General features: G+C 41.1%; 19 protein-coding genes. 1 reads left to right on the top strand and 18 read right to left on the bottom strand.

What is annotated here, in order from left to right:
- Positions 1-92: 92 nt before the first annotated feature.
- The 10 genes from FFM66_RS04190 to FFM66_RS04145 all read right to left on the bottom strand — a co-directional run bounded on the left by FFM66_RS04190 (position 93) and on the right by FFM66_RS04145 (position 8,677).
- Entirely contained in the window at positions 93-1,292 is a 1,200-nt protein-coding gene (locus FFM66_RS04190; protein WP_137605071.1) for a hypothetical protein, read from the bottom strand.
- Positions 1,293-1,458: 166 nt separating this feature from the next.
- Positions 1,459-2,238 (bottom strand): DNA repair protein RecO, encoded by a 780-nt coding sequence (gene recO / locus FFM66_RS04185; protein WP_137605070.1) that lies wholly within the window; start codon positions 2,236-2,238, stop codon positions 1,459-1,461.
- A gap of 55 nt (positions 2,239-2,293) precedes the next feature.
- The gene (gene era, locus FFM66_RS04180) at positions 2,294-3,193 is read right to left on the bottom strand and encodes a GTPase Era (protein WP_137605069.1); all 900 of its coding nucleotides are present in this window, start codon (positions 3,191-3,193) and stop codon (positions 2,294-2,296) included.
- Positions 3,194-3,208: 15 nt separating this feature from the next.
- Positions 3,209-3,604, bottom strand: a complete 396-nt coding sequence (locus tag FFM66_RS04175) for a diacylglycerol kinase family protein (protein ID WP_171000791.1) — start codon at positions 3,602-3,604, stop codon at positions 3,209-3,211.
- A complete protein-coding gene (ybeY, locus tag FFM66_RS04170) occupies positions 3,588-4,061 on the bottom strand; it encodes an rRNA maturation RNase YbeY (RefSeq protein ID WP_048604948.1) in 474 nt (157 codons plus the stop codon). Before ybeY ends, FFM66_RS04175 begins: the two co-directional genes overlap by 17 nt.
- Positions 4,061-6,262 (bottom strand): HD family phosphohydrolase, encoded by a 2,202-nt coding sequence (locus FFM66_RS04165; protein ID WP_137605068.1) that lies wholly within the window; start codon positions 6,260-6,262, stop codon positions 4,061-4,063. The genes ybeY and FFM66_RS04165 overlap by 1 nt, the downstream gene beginning before the upstream one ends.
- Before the next feature lie 26 nt (positions 6,263-6,288).
- Positions 6,289-7,266, bottom strand: a complete 978-nt coding sequence (locus tag FFM66_RS04160) for a PhoH family protein (RefSeq protein ID WP_137605067.1) — start codon at positions 7,264-7,266, stop codon at positions 6,289-6,291.
- 158 nt (positions 7,267-7,424) lie between these two features.
- Positions 7,425-7,868 (bottom strand): GatB/YqeY domain-containing protein, encoded by a 444-nt coding sequence (locus tag FFM66_RS04155; protein WP_048604945.1) that lies wholly within the window; start codon positions 7,866-7,868, stop codon positions 7,425-7,427.
- A 33-nt stretch (positions 7,869-7,901) separates the two neighbouring features.
- On the bottom strand, positions 7,902-8,078 hold the full coding sequence (gene rpsU, locus FFM66_RS04150) for a 30S ribosomal protein S21 (protein WP_002287321.1): 177 nt from the start codon (positions 8,076-8,078) through the stop codon (positions 7,902-7,904).
- Positions 8,079-8,248: 170 nt separating this feature from the next.
- Positions 8,249-8,677 (bottom strand): Fur family transcriptional regulator, encoded by a 429-nt coding sequence (locus tag FFM66_RS04145; protein ID WP_048604944.1) that lies wholly within the window; start codon positions 8,675-8,677, stop codon positions 8,249-8,251.
- Between the two features lie 94 nt (positions 8,678-8,771).
- Here FFM66_RS04145 and FFM66_RS04140 point away from each other — a divergent pair, with 94 nt between their 5' ends.
- The gene (locus tag FFM66_RS04140; protein ID WP_137605066.1) at positions 8,772-9,623 is read left to right on the top strand and encodes a pyruvate, water dikinase regulatory protein; all 852 of its coding nucleotides are present in this window, start codon (positions 8,772-8,774) and stop codon (positions 9,621-9,623) included.
- 62 nt (positions 9,624-9,685) lie between these two features.
- On the opposite strand, the gene thrB is transcribed toward FFM66_RS04140, so the two are convergent.
- The 8 genes from thrB to FFM66_RS04100 form a co-directional block, all read right to left on the bottom strand.
- Positions 9,686-10,549, bottom strand: coding sequence for a homoserine kinase (gene thrB / locus FFM66_RS04135; protein WP_048604942.1), 864 nt, complete (start codon positions 10,547-10,549; stop codon positions 9,686-9,688).
- Positions 10,546-11,604 (bottom strand): threonine synthase, encoded by a 1,059-nt coding sequence (gene thrC / locus FFM66_RS04130; RefSeq protein ID WP_048604941.1) that lies wholly within the window; start codon positions 11,602-11,604, stop codon positions 10,546-10,548. Before thrC ends, thrB begins: the two co-directional genes overlap by 4 nt.
- A gap of 2 nt (positions 11,605-11,606) precedes the next feature.
- Positions 11,607-12,857 (bottom strand): homoserine dehydrogenase, encoded by a 1,251-nt coding sequence (locus tag FFM66_RS04125; RefSeq protein WP_137605065.1) that lies wholly within the window; start codon positions 12,855-12,857, stop codon positions 11,607-11,609.
- A gap of 125 nt (positions 12,858-12,982) precedes the next feature.
- Positions 12,983-13,276 carry an ArsR/SmtB family transcription factor gene (locus tag FFM66_RS04120; RefSeq protein ID WP_048604939.1) on the bottom strand — a complete coding sequence of 98 codons (294 nt, stop codon included), beginning with the start codon at positions 13,274-13,276 and terminating at the stop codon, positions 12,983-12,985.
- Between the two features lie 77 nt (positions 13,277-13,353).
- Positions 13,354-15,081 carry a phospho-sugar mutase gene (locus tag FFM66_RS04115; RefSeq protein WP_137605064.1) on the bottom strand — a complete coding sequence of 576 codons (1,728 nt, stop codon included), beginning with the start codon at positions 15,079-15,081 and terminating at the stop codon, positions 13,354-13,356.
- 130 nt (positions 15,082-15,211) lie between these two features.
- Complete coding sequence (trxB, locus tag FFM66_RS04110) at positions 15,212-16,153, bottom strand: thioredoxin-disulfide reductase (RefSeq protein ID WP_048604937.1); 942 nt, start codon at positions 16,151-16,153, stop codon at positions 15,212-15,214.
- A 111-nt stretch (positions 16,154-16,264) separates the two neighbouring features.
- Positions 16,265-18,046 (bottom strand): ABC transporter ATP-binding protein, encoded by a 1,782-nt coding sequence (locus FFM66_RS04105; RefSeq protein ID WP_137605063.1) that lies wholly within the window; start codon positions 18,044-18,046, stop codon positions 16,265-16,267.
- Positions 18,046-19,794 carry an ABC transporter ATP-binding protein gene (locus FFM66_RS04100; protein ID WP_137605062.1) on the bottom strand — a complete coding sequence of 583 codons (1,749 nt, stop codon included), beginning with the start codon at positions 19,792-19,794 and terminating at the stop codon, positions 18,046-18,048. The genes FFM66_RS04105 and FFM66_RS04100 overlap by 1 nt, the downstream gene beginning before the upstream one ends.
- Between the last annotated feature and the right edge of the window lie 68 nt (positions 19,795-19,862).

Below are 19,862 nucleotides of genomic sequence, written 5' to 3'. Positions count from 1 at the left end.
CAAAAAAGCACTCATAAACGGGGCCTCCTTGAAGTAGAGACTGGATGAATACTTTTTTGCGAGAAATTTCAATAAAAACTCTTTTATATTGATTATTTATTTCTTAAAACTGCTTCCTGTCCGTCAACCTGTGCTTTTGTCAATAGGTAGTTTTCCGGAACTGCCCCCGGATCAGAATTGATTGCATAACCAATGTAACGAGAATCATAGATTGTTTGATCTGCTGAAGCGCCTAATGTTAGAGTTTTGGACCAAGTATAGTAATCAAAGACACCTTTTGTGAGTGTTTTAGCTGTTTTCTCTGTGAAGATTTGATCAGCCAACTTCTTTGCTTCTTCCGGCTTGTAATCGAGACCACCATTAGCAACTAATTCTGCATACTCTGTCATTACCGAATCGTCTTTGAAAGCCTGATAGACATTTTCTTCAAAGGGAGTTGGTTCGAAATAATCAATCGCTTGATAGGAAATTGATTGAGATTCAATGGTATTCCCTGTATTATCCGTTGTTTCTTTATAATCCGTCAACTTTTGCTTTTTAGGCGCATGATATTTTACTTCCTTCATGTTTGCCAGTAGTCCCTCACCCATATACTTCGTTATGACTGCATTGTCTTCAGAGATTGGTTTCATAAGATAACTGAACTCACTTAACATTCCAAAAGGAGCATTTTCATCCGCATCATCGTCACTAAGATGTTGCATTTTCTCATCCGCTTCTGGCGTGATGATTTTTACATTAGAAAACGTCACGTAGTCTACACCGTTGCGTTTTTCACTGCCTTTATCTCCAAGATAATGCAAGGTTCCCCAACCGTAAAGCAAATTTTTGATATTTTCGTCGCCCCACAAATCATTTTGTTGACCTACTCGATTCGTGCTATCGTCGCCATCAATGAAGTTTTGTACTTCTTTTGAAGAGATATCAAAATACTTTTTATCTTGCTTTTTAGCAAGTGCGATTGTTTCTTTGTCACTTAATTTGCTGACGGATCCAAGCGTTACATCGGGATCTTGAATCTGGTAACAAACTATCTTTCCATTATCTAATACATAGATTTCATTGACGGTATCATCTTTACTAATTTGAAAGCCATCATTCTCATTGGCAGCGGCTTGTACCCATACGTAGGTTCCTTTTCCTTTGGCTTCTTCAACGAACGACACCGTTTTTGCCGTTGTTTTTGTCGTCTTGCCTGAGGCTCCGTTACTTCCGGAGCAGCCACCCAACAATAATACTGCTGCCGCCATTGTACCAACAACCAACCATTTGTATTTTTTTACATTTTTCATCCTTGCAGATCCCTTCGATCTTTTAGTGCGATATTTCCTATCAGCGGTACGTTTTATTACAGAGCCGTTGCTTTGCATACCGAACTATAATATTTTGTACGAATTTACGTAGCAAAATTAGTATAGATTTTAACTAGCAGCAAGTCAACATCCTCAGCAAAATAGGTTACAATTTCTCCTCCGGTGGTTTCAACATCTTCTCCCAATCATGCATTTGATCGATAAATTTTTTGCTTTTTAAATGCAAACCGACATATTCTTCATACAATTCATCAAGAATCTTACGGATGGCTTGTTTGGTCTCCGGCTTTACTTGGATCGATTGGATCTGATCGTAAGAAATTTTGGCAAATAGTCGCAAAAAATGGATTCCGCGAGCATCAGCATGATAACGGTGAGGATCGTTTCCCCAGTGTCGTTCACACAGGACACCGTTGTATTTTGACGAGTAATCAAATTTTCCCGTTGTTTCTCCACAAATGGCACATTGATCCCAAATCGGTGAAATTCCGAAACGATTTAACAGCTGCACTTCAAAAATATTGCAGATGATCTCGGGATCGGCACCTTCATTGATTTGTATTAGTCCCTGTTCAGTAAAATGAAACAGATGGGGATCATATAATCGATCTTCAATCGCAGCGTCTACTAAGTTCAGCATATAGGTTGCATAACCTGCTAAAAAAATATCCTCCTGAATTTTATGGAAAGGCTGCACCTCTTTGGCGCCATCCAGGAAAGAAAGTCCCTCACTTCGAATGGTGCCAAAATAGACTGCTTCGGTAAAATTCATTAATGCTGGCGTCAGCGGGTTATTTTTTTTGTGGGCTCCTTTAACATAAAACATTTGTTTGCCGGCAGATTCTGTAAAAATTTTGACCAACTTGTCTTTTTCTTTATGGTCTCGTGAAAAAAGAATCAATCCTTTAGTTTCAGAAAGCTGCATGTCATTCTCCTTTAAAAAAAGCATGGGATGCTGAATAACTCACCCCACACTCCTATCAATATTCGTCTTTGCGATAGCCATAATCCTGCAAGTAATGCTGTTTGTCCCGCCAGTCTTTTTGCACTTTGACCCAAAGCTCCAAAAAGACTTTATCTCCCAATAATTGTTCAATATCTCTCCGGGCTTTTGTGCCGATTTGCTTCAACATTTTTCCACCCTTACCGATGATAATGCCCTTCTGACTGTCTCGTTCGACAATAATCGTCGCTTGGATTCCAACTTTATCATTTTCGTTTCGCTTCATTGAGTCCACCACAACTGCGACGGAATGAGGAACTTCATCTCGTGTCAGCAATAGAACTTTTTCCCGAACCAATTCCGAAACAATAAAATATTCCGGGTGATCCGTAATTTGATCTTCAGGAAAATATTGGGGGCCATCCGGCATATGAAGCATCAAAGTATCCATCAATGTTTCAAAATTATTGCCTTCCGTTGCGGAAATCGGCACGACTTCGGCAAAAGGCATTTGTTGGGAATAATCCTCAATGATTCCTAACAAATCATCTGGGTGGACCTTGTCAATTTTATTAATAACTAAGAAAACGGGTGAACTCACATTTTTTAGCCGTTCGATAATAAAATCATCCCCGCGTCCCCGCTTTTGATCCGCACTGATCATGAACAGCACGGCATCCACTTCCCGCAAAGCGCTGTAAGCTGCTTCCACCATAAAATCTCCAAGACGATGCTGAGGTTTATGGATTCCCGGTGTGTCGATAAAAATAAGCTGTGCTTCTGGTGTTGTATACACCCCTTGAATCTTGTTTCGTGTCGTTTGGGCTTTATCACTCATGATAGCGATTTTTTGTCCCACGATTCGATTGAGTAAGGTTGATTTGCCAACGTTAGGTCGCCCCACAATCGCTACAAATCCTGATTTATGTTCTGACATTTTTTTCCTCATTTCTTAATGAAAAATCCATAGATAAAGTTTAGGTAGAAAAAGGATCATTCCCACCACAATCGCAAAAAGTGCCGTCAATAAAACTGCCCCGGCTGCCATATCCTTCACTTTTTTTCCGATGGGATGAAAGTGAAAGTCCGTAAACATATCGACAATGTTTTCAAAAATCGTATTGATAATCTCTACAAGCCAAACAAGAAACACGGCTGCGAGCAGCCAAAGCCACTCCATTCGGCTAAGTTGAAAAATAATTCCGGCAATCAAAGCCAGCAGACCAAATACCACATGCTTACGCATATTTCGTTCTTCTTTAAATACAGTTTTAATCCCCGTGTAAGCAAATTCAACCGAAGTTATAAAGTTCTTATTCTTCTTTGTATTTCTATCGTTTGAGTCCATAGGCATCTAAGATTTCTTTCTGTAGGCTAAACATGACCTTCTCGTCTTCTGGGACCATATGATCGTACCCGTTGATGTGCAAGAAGCCATGTAGGGCTAGGAAGCCCAATTCACGATCATAACTGTGACCATATTCTTCGGCTTGTTCCCGGGCGCGTTCGATTGATATCATAATATCGCCCAATTCTCGTGGCAGAGAAACTTCTTCCTCAAAAATCACCGGAACCTCACCCTCGCCGGTTTCCTCCAACGCAAAGCTGATGACATCAGTAGGTGCATCTTTGCCGCGATACTCACGATTGATTACCTGAATTGCCGCATTATCCATGAAAGTCACGGACATTTCAGTGTTTTCCGGAAGTTCCAAATAATTTGCGGCAAATTGCAGCAGCTCGTCAATCTCGTGGATTTTGTTTTCGGAAACAGAATTTGTTTCATCCATAAAGGTAATTTCCATTATTCTTCGCTTCTTTCTTGTTCTTCTTTCATTTTTTCCGCTTCGGATTTCATTTTTGGATATTTAATCCGAGAATGGAAGGTACTGCACAATCCGTTAACCAGTGATTTTTCAATCTGATTGATTTCTTTCAAAGTTAATCCAGTATCGTCCAACTGACCATCTAAAATACGATCCACGATTAGGTTATGCACGAAAGCTCGAATCTTTTCATTCGTTGGATTATCCATCGCCCGCACTGCTGCTTCACAACTATCTGCGATGTTTACGATACCGGCTTCCCGCGTTTGCGGTTTGGGACCGGGATACCGAAACTCTGCCTCAGTAACTTCCGGATTGCGTTCCTGTGCTTTGATATAGAAATACTTCATCAAGGTTGTTCCGTGATGTTGGCGGCAAATATCAATGACCATTTGCGGCATTTTTTCTTCTTCTAAAATTTTGGCACCATCGATAACGTGACCAAAAATAATTTGTTTGCTGTCTTCTGGGAGCAGAAAATTATGAGGATTTTCTGCTCCTGCCGGCAGATTTTCAACAAAGAAATTGGCATGTTTCAATTTGCCAATATCATGGTAGTAGCAAGCGACTCGGGTCAATAATGAGCGTCCGCCAATTTCGGCAACTGCATTTGCGCTGAGATTTGCCACCATCATACTGTGGTGATAGGTTCCCGGTGCTTCTTCCAGAAGTTGTTTCAATAACGGATGATTGGGATTACTAAGTTCATTAAGCACGATCACACTGTTATCCGTGACCAGTAGCTCAATATACTGATGCAAACCCATCGTCAATAAGAAGGATAAAATATTTCCCGCCAAACCACAGATAACTGTCATCCAGGTTTTTGAATCAGAAAAATTCATCCCTTGGAAGACGATCAATACCAAGGTCATCAAGAAAGGAAACACGATGATCCACATTACTGCCGGCCAGCCTTGTTTTGAAATCCGCTCCCGCTTAACAATCGCCCCCATCATCCCTGAAAAAAGATAGGAGATTAAAATGATTGTCAACAGATTCGTTCCAATCGCGTCATAGTAGATAAACAAAGAAGCGATCACCTGAAACATCGCAGCTAAAATTCCCGTTCGTCGATTGACAAAGAAATTCAAGACCAACGGAACAAACGCTGCCGGGTAAAACAACGGAATATAAGGGATCAATTCCGTTTGAAAAATTTGGAAAAACTTCATTAAAACAATACTGAACACCATTGCAACGGCATAAAACGTCAATGCGTTCATTTTAGACTCATCCCCGTGAAATTGACGGGCAAAGTACGCCATAACCGCAATTTGTAAAAGAAGGGCTAAAATCATGGCAACGATTGGAAAAATTGATGTGTTTTGACTAGTCAAACCTAACAATTTTAGTTTTTCAATCACAGTAGCATCGATTTGAGAACCTTCCCGAACCAAAATTTCACCTTGATAAATCATCACCGGCTGAACCGCATCACGGGCAGCGTCCCGCAATTCTTCCGTCCGTTTTTCATTCAAGAAATCATTGATGACGATTCCTTGATCCAATAGATAATTGATTGCTCGTTGATTATTGTCACTGGTAGAAAGCTTAGAAACCGATTCAGAAGCTTGATTTTTTGCTCCTTCCAAATCACTTTCTCGAATTTGTTTGCCCATTTCCCGATCAAGAATTGACAGCGCATTGGTTTCAACCGTTGAAACATCTGTATCCGTCAGCGTAAAAATAAGCTGATAAAATTGGCTGGAGATTCGTTGATAAAAGGCAACGGTCTCTGCATCCATTTTTTCAAATTCTTTTTTTAGCGCTGCCACGTGTTCATCCACGGTTGGTTTAGGGATTGTTGTGCCTTCTTTGGCATCTTTTTGCGCTTTTTCATAATCCTCGGCCAAATTTGTTTTGACTTGTCGAATCAAGGTAAAAAGCTGTGAGATTCGATCGTGCTGCGTATTTGCCAGATCCTCTTGATAGGTATATTCCGGCGTGACCGCCTCGGCAGCCAGCTTGCGCTTTTGTTCTGTGGCAGCCGTGTTTTCAATCGTCTTATTTGCCCGGATACTTTCACTTGCCACCTGACCTTCTTGATAATCAACATTTTTTTGCTTCACACTTGTAAAAAGTGTCAAAAAAAGACTGCCGAAAAAAAGAAGGAACAACAGCGGCAAATAAGCTTTCCCGAGTTTTTCACGAATTTTTTGAAGGGGTTTGATAATCATCTTCTCACCTCCTGAGAATCTCTCAATTACTTCGTATCGCTTTTTAAACTGGCCTTATCGTAGGCTTCAATGATTTCTGCAACGACTGGATGACGAACGACATCCCCAGCTTCGAAATTGACAAAAGCAATTTTTTTAATAGGTTGCAACGTTCTTTCCGCATGTACCAGACCACTCATCACGCCTTTTGGCAAATCGATCTGGCTGGTATCGCCATTAACGATCATTTTAGATTGATACCCTAACCGGGTCAAAAACATTTTCATTTGGGCAATCGTGGTATTTTGTGCTTCATCTAAGATTACAAAGGCATCCTCTAAAGTCCGTCCCCGCATATAGGCCAACGGTGCAATTTCGATGATTCCCCGCTCCATCAGTCGATTGGTATGATCCACACCGAAAATTTGATACAGTGCATCATAAACCGGACGTAAGTAAGGATCGACCTTTTCTTTCAAATCTCCCGGTAAAAAGCCCAGGTTTTCTCCGGCTTCTACGGCAGGTCTGGTCAAGATGATCTTTTGCACTTCGCCTTTTTTTAACGCAGCAATCGCTAAAACTACCGCTAGAAATGTTTTTCCGGTTCCTGCTGGTCCTACACCAAAAACAACGTCGTGGGAACGAACGGCATCTACATATTTTTTTTGTCCCGAATTTTTTACCCGGATAGGTTTGCCGGTCCGGTCTTTTAGGATTTCTTCTTCATACATGGCAATAAAAAAATCAAGACTGCCTTTTTCAACCATTTTTAAAGCAGCAACGACATCTGGCGTTCCTACATGAATTCCTCGATTGATTAAGGTCTGTAATGCTTGAATCACTGCCTTTGCTTTTTTGACTGATTCCTTCGTTCCCTCAAGTTGGATCATTTCTCCCCGAGAACGGATCGTCGTTTCCGTATATTCTTCAATCAATTTGATATGATTGTCATGAGCGCCTAACAACATGCTGATGTCATCGGCCTCTGTTAATTTTATTTCCAGAGAAGTCGTTTCTTCTGTCAAATAGGTGCATCTCCTTTGCTGATCTTTACTCCCCAATAATACCACACTCTATGTAAAAGAAAAATATTCCCTTTTCTCTGCGCGTCACTCCACGTGAGAAAGAAAAAAATTGGGGCAAAGATCAATTGATCCTTGTCCCAATTCACAAATCAACGAAATTATTGTAATAACTCTTTGACGATCGCATTGACTTGGTTACCGTCTGCTTTGCCCTTCACTTGCGGCATCACAGCACCCATGACTTTACCAAATTCCTTTGGTGAAGCAGCACCAGTCTTTTCGATCGCTGCAGCAACGATTTGACGAATTTCTTCTTCAGAAAGTTGTGCAGGAAGATATTGTTCAACAATAGCAATTTCAGTTTTCACTTTTTCTGCCAAATCTTCACGACCTGCTTTTTCAAACTCAGTCAACGAATCACGACGTTGTTTCATCTCACGAGACAATAACGTCAATTCCTCTTCCTCATTCAAATCGCGACTCGCTTTGATCTGTTCGTTTTGAACGGCGGCTTTCAACATGCGAATCACCTGCAATCTGTCCTTATCCTTTGCTTTCATCGCTTGTTTCATATCATCGTTCAGTGTACTTAGTAGTGACACACTACCAGCTCCAGTTCTTCAAGTAGCCGAAAACTAGAATTTTTTGCGTTTTCTAGCTGCTTCAGATTTTTTCTTGCGTCGTACGCTAGGTTTTTCATAGAATTCACGCTTGCGAGATTCTTGTAAAGTACCGGCTTTTGACACGGAACGTTTGAAGCGACGAAGAGCATCGTCAAGAGATTCATTTTTGCGAACCACTGTTTTTGACATGTAAATTCCCTCCCTCCGAGCCTAAAAAGTAACCGTTTTTGTCATTGAAATTTTAATCTCAAAAAACAAGACTGTCCTTAAAAAATTATAACCAAGTAAAATTTGGGTGTCAAGATATTCCACGAAAAATTGCAAATACTTTCGCCTAAATCGGTCTTTTCTGCAAAAAATTACGATTGACATGCCTCACAACGACCTAAAATCTCAAATCGGTGTCCTTCAATCTTGCATCCGGGTAATTGTTCCTCAAAAAAATCCATGGGACAAATCGTCAATTCTTTTGTTTTTCCGCAGACGGTACAAATAAAATGATGGTGGTGATGATGTCCTTGATAACAATGAAACCGAAATTTCATCTCTCCGTTCAAATCGGTTTCTTCCAATAAATCAATTTCTGCAAAATCATGCAAATTTCGATAAACAGTGTCATAGCTTAAACCTGGAAATAAGTCCGTCATATGCTCGTGTACTTCTCGAGCAGACACATAGCGATTGCGTTTGACTAAAAAGGTAATCATTGCTTCTCTTTTTTTGGTATGTTTAAACCCGCTTTTTTTTAATGTGGTCATTGCATGGTCGAGTAACGTTTGAACTGCCATTTTTTCGCTCCTCCTAAATCAGAATGATTACGAATTAAATCTCTTCTGTATGGTATAATAGATTATCTAAAAAAACAAGTGAGGTTTTTGCAAAATGACGAATGAGGAACAAATTTTAACCTTTTTTGTAATTTCCGATTCCGCTGGAGAAACGGCAACCAAATTAGCACAAGCGGCAATGGCCCAATACTCGACAGTTGAATTCAATCTTTTTCGCCGAACCTTTGTCAATGACAAGGAAACATTGCTGAAAGCTTTGGCAGATGCAAAAAAACAGAATGCCTTGGTCTTACACACCATGATTAACGAAGAATTGGTGACTATCGTCAAGGAATTTTGTGAAGAAAGCCAGTTATTTAGTCTTGATATTTTAAATCCGGTTGTACTGGAAATCCAAAAACGTAGCGGAATCACTCCCTCCAGAGAACCTGGTGCACTGCATCACCTGAATGAGAATTATTTTAAACGGATCAAAGCGATGGAATTTGCTGTCAAATATGACGATGGCAAAGATCCCCGCGGTTTTTTAGAAGCCGACATTGTCTTGTTAGGTGTCTCCCGCACCTCAAAAACACCCTTAAGTTTGTTTTTGGCAAATAAAAATTTGAAGGTCGCCAACTTACCGCTGGTCCCGCAAGCCCACATCCCCAAGCAACTATGGGAAGTTGATCCAAAGAAAATTGTCGGTTTGACGAATGATCCAAACGTGCTGAACAGTATTCGTAAGGAACGGATGCGTTCGTATGGTCTGAATCCAGATACTGCCTATTCCGATATTGAAAAAATTCGGGCAGAATTAGAATTTGCAAACGACCTCTACCAAAAATTAGGGTGTGTAGTCATTAATGTAGCGACTCTTTCCATCGAAGAAACAGCTTCCTTAATCATGAATGCTCTGGATCTAGAAGACCACAGCTACTTTGTTACAGAATCCAATGACAATTAAAAAAGAACTGTTTGCAGACAACCAACAGATAACCGTTGGAAATTCTGCAGACAGTTCTTTTTTTAAAAGACTTGAACACCTTCTCGATCGATTTGTAAAAATTCAACTGCAGCATGAGAGGATAGTTCCTTCAAACGGCTGATAATTCTCTCGCTTTTGGTAGTTGAAGCTAATACCATCACGGTGGGTCCTGCGCCGCTTAAAAAGCAGCCATATCCCCCTTCTTCATGACAAACCTGTCTCACAGCAGGCAAATGGGGAACGAGTCGCTGACGATAAGGTTCGTGCCACCGATCTTGCTCCATCATTTTTCCAGCAAGGGGAAGATTCCCTTTGATTGCGGCAGCGATCATCACGTTGGCAACACTGCTGGCTTTAATCGCTTCTGCAAAGGGCAATTCCCGCGGCAAAACTTGTCGGCTCTCTTTTGTCAAAAGCTCTTCATTTGGGATAAATGCGATGAACCCACAATCGGGAAAATAGTGTTTGACGTAATCGGTCTCTCCTTCCAACGAACTTGCTACGACAAAATCGCCACAAATGGCGGGTGCCACATTGTCAGGATGTCCTTCAAATTTTGTAGCCAATGCTACTTTTTCCTCTTCTGTCAGATTCAAGTGCTGCAAACGATTGGCCAGCTCGATTCCTGCTACTACTACGGAAGAACTGCTGCCCAAGCCGCGAGCAACTGGGATATCCGTGGTCATTTTCAAGCGATGGGGAGTAAGCTCCGGCGCGACCTGTCGTGCAATTTCAATCAGCAGATTTTTTTCATCGCTGGGAATTTCGTCAGATAAATTGTGGTCGATCTGCCATTCTTCACTTTGACCGATCACTTCAATAACCAAATAGCGATTTAACGCAATCCCGCAAGAGTCAAAACCCGGACCTAGATTGGCACTTGTTGCCGGCACGCGGATTTTCATAGTTTTGCCACTCCTTCACGAAGATGGCTGCGCATTTCTTCTACATCACTCATTTTGTGGATGATCGTATTTGTTGCATTGATAGCAGTATCGGGATCTTTTAATCCATTTCCAGTGAAGACCGCAACAACAGTTTCACCTTGTTTGATTTTTCCAGATTTCACATGTTGGATTACACCAGCAAGAGATGCTGCTGATCCCGGTTCAACAAAGACACCATCTTGGCTGGCTACTTTACGGTAAGCATTGAGAATTTCTTCGTCTGTAACTGAATGGATATAGCCATTTGATTCGTCACGAGCGGCTTCAGCTAATTTCCAACTTGCTGGATTGCCGATTCGAATCGCTGTCGCTACAGTTTCAGGTTGCTCGATTACTTGTCCCTTGACGATTGCTGCGGCACCCTCTGCTTCAAATCCATGCATTCTTGGTAATGCGGTGCCTTGTTTTTCGTGCCATTCTTTGAATCCTTTCCAATAAGCGGAAATATTTCCCGCGTTACCTACTGGGATTGCTAACACATCGGGAGCTTTTCCTAATTGTTCACAGACTTCAAAAGCGGCGGTTTTTTGCCCTTCCAATCGATAGGGATTGACAGAGTTGACCAAAGCAACAGCTTCTGTTTTTGCAATATCACGAACGGCTTTCAATGCTTCATCGAAGTTGCCGGGAATGGAAATGATATCGGCACCATAAATAATTGCCTGTGCCAATTTTCCCATTGCAATTTTGCCATCAGGAATGACAACGTATGCCTTGATACCGGCTCTTGTTGCATAGGCTGCGGCGGCTGCACTGGTATTTCCAGTAGAAGCACAAATAATTGCCTTTGCCCCTTCTTCTACAGCTTTTGCTACCGCCATAACCATTCCACGGTCTTTAAAAGATCCGGTGGGATTCAAGCCTTCATATTTTCCATATAAATTAATTCCCAGTTCTTTAGATAAACTAGTTAGCGGAATCAAAGGAGTATTCCCTTCTGCTAAAGAAAGCTGTGGTGTTTTATCGGTGATTGGTAAATACGCTTGATATTTTTTTAGTAATCCTTCATACATGGCTATTCCTCCAATATTTTCATTCGACGATCAAGGTTTGCGTCCACATTGATCGATTGTACCTGTGTGACTGTCAATGGATCCGTCAGCAAAACGAATCGAGTGGGATCATCCGGCGACAAAACTTCTGTGCCGGTAATCTTTGCTGCTGCTAATTGTTGCCGTAGCTGAGGCATCTCTTCTGTTGAAAGTGAAAACGACAAATAGTAACGAGAAAGTACTTTATCGGCAGCTGCTAATTTCTTTGGTCCCAGCGTTCCATAAAAAGGCAGCTTGGGAAGTCCTGCTTGTAGATTTTCTGCAATAGTTGCCAAATCCGTTACAACACTGGTGGCTGTCGGTCGCGCGCCTGCCCCAGGTCCATAATACATTCCACTACCGATACCACGGCTTTTAACAAAAACACCATTAAATTCATTGCGAATTGTGGCTAAAGGATGATGTTGAGGAACCCACATCGGAGCCACCTCTGCATAAACTGCATCTCCAATTCGTTGCCCTCGACCAATTAGTTTTATCTCATACCCCAATCGGTTGGCGGTGCGAATATCCTCTTTTTGGATATCTCGGATTCCTTCAATCGTAAGCTCCTCAAAAGAAAGTGACATATCAAAGGCAAATGCCGTTAATAAAATGGTTTTGTAGGCCGCATCGAAACCATCCACATCATTTGTCGGATCTGATTCTGCAAAGCCTAACTGTTGCGCTTGGCTCAGACTTTCTTCGTAGGACAATTTTTTTTCTTTCATTTGAGTTAACATATAATTAGTCGTACCGTTGATAATTCCACTAATTTCAGTGATTTCATCTGCGAGATAGCTGTTTTGCAAAGTGCGCAAAATCGGAATACCTCCCGCCACACTTGCTTCATAGTAAAGAAAACAATCCTGCTGCTGGGCAAGTTGCGACAATTCTTCCCCGTGGAGTGCCAAAAGATCCTTGTTTGCAGTCACTACATGTTTGCCGTTTTTCAAAGCCGTTGTGATAAATTCTTTGGCAGGATGGATTTTGCCGATTACCTCCACAACAATATCAATGGCAGGATCTGTCAAAATTTCTTCGGCATCATGGATCAATTGGATATGGTATTTTTTTGCAAGGTCCGTTTTGTCTTCTGCTTTACGCACCAACGCTTTTGTAATCGTCAAATCAATTCCCCGCTGTCGAAGCTGTTCCTGCTGTTCCGCTAAAATCGTTAGAACACCTGTGCCAACGACTCCTAAACCGAGGATTCCGATTGTTAGTTTCTTCATACAATGCCTCCTTAACTAATAATGATATTAAAACACATTCATTCTTTTCTCATCTAATTTTATCTAGCATACCAAAATTGACTCAAAAAAACTAGGGCTTTTCTTAAAAGAAAAGCCCCAATTTTTTATTGGTGATGGATATGTTTTAGTGTTTGTTCTAAAATATCGATCACATGATTATCATCTAAACTATACAACATGGTTTTCCCCTCGCGGCGTGCTTTTACCACTCGTTTTTCCCGCAGAAGTTTCAATTGATGGGAAACAGCCGATTGTTCCATTGCAACAACGGTTGCGATAGAAGTCACGTTGCGTTCCCCTTCATCTAGCGACATCAAAATTTTTAACCGAGTAGGATCGCTTAACACTTTGAATAATTGGCTGATTTTTTCGACATCTGCTAATGAATATCGGTCCATGTTTTTCCCTCTTTCAATCATTTCAAAAAACTATTCGCAGCGGATTTTGATTTTCCAATTCCGTCTACGGCTTTTTGCTAGTCATTCGTGATTTTGTTGATAGCGGCTTCCAAAGCAGCCACTCGTTGTGTTGCTGCCGTTTCTGAGTCAGCTTTTACACCAATGTAGAATTTGATTTTTGGTTCTGTTCCGGAAGGACGAACGGCAATCCAGCTAGAATCTTCCATCATATATTTCAGAACATCTGATGGCGGTGTAGTCATCTTTTGCATGTTACCGTCTAAGCCCACTCGTGTCAATTGTTTGAAATCTTCAGTTTGTACAACAGGAACTCCGGCAAAGGAAGAAGGTGCTTGTTCTCGGAACTTATTCATGATTTGTTTGATTTTTGCTGGGCCATCTAAGCCACTAAGAGTAACAGAAATCGTTTTTTCACTAAAGAAACCATATTCTTCAAAAATATCTTGGAGACCGTCGTAAAGTGTCTTGCCTTGTTTCTTGTAATAAGCGGCAACTTCGGCTAATAAAACCAATGCTTGGATCGCATCTTTATCCCGAACGAAGGGTTTTACTAGATAGCCGTAGCTTTCTTCAAAACCAAACATGAAAGTATGAGAATGATCTTCTTCAAATTGCTTGATTTTTTCAGCAATAAATTTAAAACCAGTCAAAACATTTAGCATTGTCACTTGATAATTTTGTGCAATCACTGTTGGCAATTCACTGGAAACAATCGATTTTAATACTACTGCATTTTCTGGCAATGTTCCGGCTTGTTTGTGGGCCTCTAAAATATAACGAACCATCAATGCACCTAGTTGATTTCCTGTTAAAACTTGATAAGTACCATCAGGCAAACGAACGGCTGCACCTAAACGGTCTGCATCTGGATCAGTAGCAATCAAAAGATCTGCATCTTCTTTTTCTCCTAATTTGATGGCGTATTCGAAGGCCGAATGTTCTTCCGGATTAGGCGAATGAACGGTACGGAAATTGGGATCTGGCTCTGCTTGTTCTGGAACAATGACAAATTTTTCGAAACCGGCTTGTTGCAATGCCTTTTCTCCCAACATTTTTCCGGTACCGTGCAATGGAGTGTACACCAATTTTAATTCCTTACCCATCTCATTGATTAATTCTTGATTAATCGTTACCGTTTTTACTTCTTTTAAATAAGGAAGATCGACATCTTCACCGATAATATGAATCAATCCACTATGTTCTGCTTCTTCATCTGACAATACATTGATTTCCAATGGATTGATAATTGAACGGACAAAGGTTGTCAAACGGTCCGCATCAGCTGGTGGCATTTGCCCCCCGTCTTCCCCATAAACCTTATAGCCATTGTAGGCTGCAGGATTGTGAGAAGCAGTAATCATAATTCCAGCAAATGCTTTCAAATAGCGCACCGCAAAAGACAATTCCGGCGTCGGACGCAAACTTTCAAAAACATAAGTAGGAATATTATGTTTTGCCAAAGTTTTTGCTGCTTCCATCGCAAATTCTGGTGACAAATGGCGCGAATCATAAGCGATTGCAACCCCACGGCGACGTGTTTCTGGATCTTGTTCATCCATAAATAGCGCCAATCCTTCCGTTGCTTGACGGACAGTATAAATATTCATTCGGTTGATTCCCGGTCCTAAGATGCCCCGCATACCGGCAGTTCCAAATTCCAACGGCGCATAAAAGGCATCCTCTAATTTTTCTGGATCCTCTTGTAAATCACCTAGCTGTTTTTTTAGTGTTTCTTCTAAATTGGCATCGTTTATCCACTGTTCATACACTTGTTCCCAAGACATGAAATAACACCTCTTTCATTTAATTTCACCCTTTAAGTATAACACGCCTTTTTGTACACGCCAACAAAACCACTGCAAACTCCTTAAAGAACAAAAAAAGTATCTGCTGAAATCAACAGATACTTTTCGTTTATTTTGCGGCGATATTCTCAGGATGTTCTTTTTGTTCTTCTAAATAATTAAATACTTGTTGACCGGCGATTCCGCCTTCACCAACTGCTGTTGTGATTTGACGCAACGTTTTTTCCCGTCCGTCACCGATAGCAAAAACACCAGGGATGGAAGTCCGCATTTGGTCATCCGTCAAAATCCAGCCGGCTTCATTTGTGACGCCTAGGTTTTTAACTGGTCCAGACAGTGGGTCCAATCCTACATAGATGAAGATTCCGTTCGCACTTTCTTCGTGAACTTCATTGGTTTTGACATTGCGAATCTTTGCGCCTGTGACAACCATTTCATTGCCTTCTATTTCTTCTACTACCGAATTCCACATGAAAGAAATTTTTTCATTGGCAAATGCCCGGTCCTGGATGATTTTTTGTGCTCGCAATTCTTCTCTGCGGTGAACAATGATGACTTCAGAAGCAAATTGAGTCAAATAAATTGCTTCTTCTACTGCTGAATCACCACCGCCGATGACTAATAATTTTTTATTGCGGAAAAAGGCACCATCACAAACCGCACAGTAAGAAACGCCGCGACCGGCAAATTCTTCTTCACCGGCAACGCCTAGCTTGCGATGTACACAGCCAGTAGCTACGATCACGGTTTTGCCCTTGTAGCTTTCATCTTCAGTGAAGACTTCTTTATACGCGCCATGATCTACGACGTCTTGGACGATTCCATAAGCATTTTCTGTGCCAAATCTGGAAACACCTTCGTACATCTTCATAGCGAGTTCTGGTCCCATGATGGAATCAAATCCCGGATAATTTTCGATTTCGGCGGTATTGTTCATTTGTCCGCCAGGTGCTCCTCGTTCAATCATCAACACGGATAGATTTGATCGAGAAGCATAAAGTGCGGCTGTCATTCCGGCAGGTCCGGCACCGATTACGATTACATCATACATTAAAAAATCCCCCACTTATAATTTGTAAGTTAACTTTAGTTTAGTTTTGCCATTCTGTCTAATCTTCTGCTTGAAGCTTTTCCAATTATTAACAAAATCAACTCTTGCAAATTATACCTCACTACTTTGCAATTTGTACATATCCGCATACAAACCATCTTGCATCAGTAACTCACTATGATTGCCTCGTTCCACGATATTTCCTTTGTCCAATACGAGAATCAAATCAGCATCGCGAATCGTTGAGAGACGGTGAGCAATAGCAATCGTTGTTCGCCCTTGCCGCATATTTGCCAATCCTTCTTGGATCAAGCCTTCTGTTTCTGTATCGATATTGGCAGTGGCTTCATCTAAAACCAGCACTTTAGGATCGGTCACCATTGTTCTGGCGAAGGAAATCAATTGCCGTTGTCCGCTGGAATAGCTGGCACCTCTTTCAATCACTTTGGCATGGTAGCCGCCAGGAAGTTGTTGAATAAAATGATCTGCTTGAACAAAACGGGCAGCTGCTTCGATTTGTTCGTCAGAGATTTCTTTATTCAGCAAACGAATGTTGTCGGAGATATCCCCGTAAAACATAAACGCATCTTGCAGAACTAAGCCAAGTTTTTTACGAATTTCTTCGATTGGAAATTCACGGATGTCTTTTCCATCGATCAAAATCTGTCCTTCGCTAAACTCATAGAAACGCATCAAAACATTGATGATTGAGCTTTTTCCGCTACCGGTATGACCAACAAGTGCCACAGTTTCTCCAGGTCGGGCAACAAACGAAATATCATTCAACACATTATTTTTGCCGTCATAAGAAAAACTTACGTGACGAAATTCGATTTCTCCTTCTTGGATAACTTCTTTTGCATCGGCATTTTGTTGTGGTGTCGCTTCTTCATTATCCATGATTTTTAGAATTCGGCTGCCTGCCACCATTCCATCGGTAAAGACGCTCAAAAAGTCCATCATTTGCGTCATGGGATTGAAAAAGCCCTGAACGTAAGTAGTAAAGGCGTAAATCAACCCTACTTCAACAGGAGAATGTAAGGCGTCAAATCCGAAAAGCGTCAATGACAAAGCAATGGCGATCGCATAAAGAAAATTAATGATTGGTGCCAACAAAAGTGAGTTGGTTTTAATCATGGCGAATCGGGTTTTCAAGTAATCATCATTGATTTCTTCAAATTCTTGATTCAAGCGAGCTTCTTGACGAAATTGTTGGATGATTTGCATTCCTGAGATTGATTCATTTAGTTTCGTATTTAGTTGACTCAACTTTTCCCGCATTTGTCGATAAATTCGGGAGCTGAATTTTTGATAGTACCATATGACCACTAATAAAATCGGCAAAAATAAAAGATTTGCCAATGCAATTTTAGGGCTGATTTGAAACATGGCGATAAAAGAGGAAATTACTGCAAAAATCCCTGTCAATACCATTAAAAAGACATACCAGAACTCAAAAAGTGTTTCCGTATCATTGGTCACCCGCGATACGATTGAACCGGCAGGGGTTTGATCAAAATAGCGCATCCCTAACGTATGCAATTTTTCGAATAGTTTTACTCGAATATACTGATAGGTTTTCAAGGAAGCCATCGAATAAAGAAACCATTGGAAAAACCAGATGATTGCTTTAACGATTACGCCAAAGAGATAAAGCCCGGCAAAAAACAAAATGATTTGTGTCGTTGCGTTTTTTTCAGTCAAGTAATCATCCATAAACGTTTGGATGATCCGCGGCAAAATAACGTTGACAACAGATAACACAAGAGCAAAAAGAATTGCTACAAAAAAGGTGCTGCGAAAGGGACGTGCAAAAACGAATAATCGCTTGATGATCGTTTTTTGTTCTTTGAAGGGAATTGATTTCGTCCACTCTGATTGATGTTGTTCCATTATTCTCCTCCTTCAATTTTTGCTTCTAGCTGCTGTTTATCCCACATTCTGCGGTACCAGCCATTCAATGCCAGCAATTCGCTGTGGGTGCCTCGTTCAATGATTCGTCCTTCATCCAATACGATAATCTGTTTGGCATGCATGACGCTGCTTAAACGGTGAGCAGAAATAATTGTTGTTTTGTTCTTTCGGTATTCTCTTAAATTGTGCAAAATCGCTTCTTCCGTTTTGGCATCGACGGCAGATAAAGCATCGTCCAAAATCAACAACTCTGGATCGACTGCTAATGCTCGAGCAATTGAGATCCGTTGTTTTTGTCCCCCTGAAAGAGAAACCCCGCGTTCCCCCACCAGCGTATCGTATCCTTCCGGCAACCCTTTGATATCTTCATTGATTACTGCCAAAGAAGCAGCTGTTTCAACTTCTTCTTGGGTGTACGCCGGATTAGCAAAGCGAATATTGTCACGAATCGTCATGGAGAATAAAAAATGATCTTGAGGAACATAACCAATCGCATGCAGCAACGCATTCAACGAATAATTTTTCACATCATGCTCGCCAAAAATAATTTTCCCCTCATAATCGTCATATTCCCGCATCAGCAATTTTAAAATCGTTGTTTTACCAGCACCGGTTTTCCCAACAATTCCCAATGTGTCCCCTTTTTGAATAGTGAACTTGATTTGCTCCAAGGTTGGATGATCATCATCCGGGTAAGTAAAGGATGCAACGTCTAAATTAATTGCACCTTCTGCAGTTGTTTTAACAGCATCTTTTTTCTCAACGATATGGGTTTTTTCTCCCAATAGTCCGGAAACCCGGTCATAACTGGCATTTCCCCGCTCTAGGACGTTGAATAACCGACCAATGGCAAACATTGGCCATACCAACATACCAATATAACTGATAAAGGAAACCAACTGCCCGATGGTGATGGTATCTTCCATGATAAATTTTCCGCCAAGAATAATCGTAATCACGTAAGAAACACCAATAATCAACGTGATAAAGGGATCAAACAGCGCATCAAGAAAATTAACCCGCCGATTTTTACTGATGGCATTATCGATTTTCAAACTAAAATCTGCTAAATCTTCCTGTTCTTGTCCAAAGGTTTTGATTACCTTCATTCCAGTGATACTTTCTTGCGTTTTGTCATTGATGGTAGAGAAGGCTTCCTGAGATTCCCGAAAAGCATCATGCAATCGTGAACCCAGCACTCGTGAAGTCAACGCCAACAAAGGCAGTGGAATCAATGCAATCAATGTTAGGCGCCAATCAACAAACAGCATCATGGCAACGATGGTCATACTGCCGGTAATAAAGGAATCCGCAAAGGTCAGAATTCCAGCCCCCGCCACATTTTGGATCGCATTCAGGTCGTTGGTGGCATGCGCCATTAAATCACCGGTACGATATTTTTGATAAAATACATGGTCCATTTTTGTAAAATGATCAAAAAGTTGCCGGCGCAAATCTTTTTCCAACCGTGCGGCACTTCCCCAAATATTGGTTCGCCAAATGTAGCGGAAGACATAAACCGCAACTGCCGCAACCAACAAAATAATGACCCAAAACACGATAATATTTAAATGAATATTGTCTTCTGCAATTTCATCAATAATGATTCCGATTACTTTAGGGGGAACCAACTGCACCACCGCAACTAAAATCAGGAAGGTGACCCCCACGATATAGCTTTTCTTCTCTTGCTTAAAAAACCAACCTAACTTTCTAAAAATCGACATTTTTCTCCTCCTTGTTCCTTTTATAGAATTAATTTTTCTTATTGAAAAATTAGTTTGATTGTCACGCC

It is taken from the genome of Enterococcus songbeiensis (genome assembly GCF_005405265.1).
In the GTDB taxonomy this organism is placed as follows: Bacteria; Bacillota; Bacilli; order Lactobacillales; family Enterococcaceae; genus Enterococcus_C; species Enterococcus_C songbeiensis.
Note: the sequence above shows the minus strand (reverse complement) of the source record. Positions and strands in the feature narration are given on the sequence as shown.

Bases quoted from the DNA above. Each gene is read 5' to 3' on its own strand.
- trxB (WP_048604937.1), bottom strand. From the start codon at position 16,153: ATGTATGATGTAATCGTAATCGGTGCCGGACCTGCCGGAATGACAGCC.
- FFM66_RS04165 (WP_137605068.1), bottom strand. From the start codon at position 6,262: ATGATTATCAAACCCCTTCAAAAAATTCGTGAAAAACTCGGGAAAGCT.
- FFM66_RS04190 (WP_137605071.1), bottom strand. From the start codon at position 1,292: ATGAAAAATGTAAAAAAATACAAATGGTTGGTTGTTGGTACAATGGCG.
- thrB (WP_048604942.1), bottom strand. From the start codon at position 10,549: ATGAAAATCCGCGTGCCGGCAACAAGTGCCAATCTAGGTCCGGGTTTT.
- FFM66_RS04120 (WP_048604939.1), bottom strand. From the start codon at position 13,276: ATGGACCGATATTCATTAGCAGATGTCGAAAAAATCAGCCAATTATTC.
- recO (WP_137605070.1), bottom strand. From the start codon at position 2,238: ATGCAGCTTTCTGAAACTAAAGGATTGATTCTTTTTTCACGAGACCAT.
- thrC (WP_048604941.1), bottom strand. From the start codon at position 11,604: ATGTATGAAGGATTACTAAAAAAATATCAAGCGTATTTACCAATCACC.
- FFM66_RS04125 (WP_137605065.1), bottom strand. From the start codon at position 12,857: ATGAAGAAACTAACAATCGGAATCCTCGGTTTAGGAGTCGTTGGCACA.
- ybeY (WP_048604948.1), bottom strand. From the start codon at position 4,061: ATGGAAATTACCTTTATGGATGAAACAAATTCTGTTTCCGAAAACAAA.
- FFM66_RS04140 (WP_137605066.1), top strand. From the start codon at position 8,772: ATGACGAATGAGGAACAAATTTTAACCTTTTTTGTAATTTCCGATTCC.
- rpsU (WP_002287321.1), bottom strand. From the start codon at position 8,078: ATGTCAAAAACAGTGGTTCGCAAAAATGAATCTCTTGACGATGCTCTT.
- FFM66_RS04105 (WP_137605063.1), bottom strand. From the start codon at position 18,046: ATGGAACAACATCAATCAGAGTGGACGAAATCAATTCCCTTCAAAGAA.
- FFM66_RS04145 (WP_048604944.1), bottom strand. From the start codon at position 8,677: ATGGCAGTTCAAACGTTACTCGACCATGCAATGACCACATTAAAAAAA.
- FFM66_RS04175 (WP_171000791.1), bottom strand. From the start codon at position 3,604: ATGGACTCAAACGATAGAAATACAAAGAAGAATAAGAACTTTATAACT.
- era (WP_137605069.1), bottom strand. From the start codon at position 3,193: ATGTCAGAACATAAATCAGGATTTGTAGCGATTGTGGGGCGACCTAAC.
- FFM66_RS04115 (WP_137605064.1), bottom strand. From the start codon at position 15,081: ATGTCTTGGGAACAAGTGTATGAACAGTGGATAAACGATGCCAATTTA.
- FFM66_RS04100 (WP_137605062.1), bottom strand. From the start codon at position 19,794: ATGTCGATTTTTAGAAAGTTAGGTTGGTTTTTTAAGCAAGAGAAGAAA.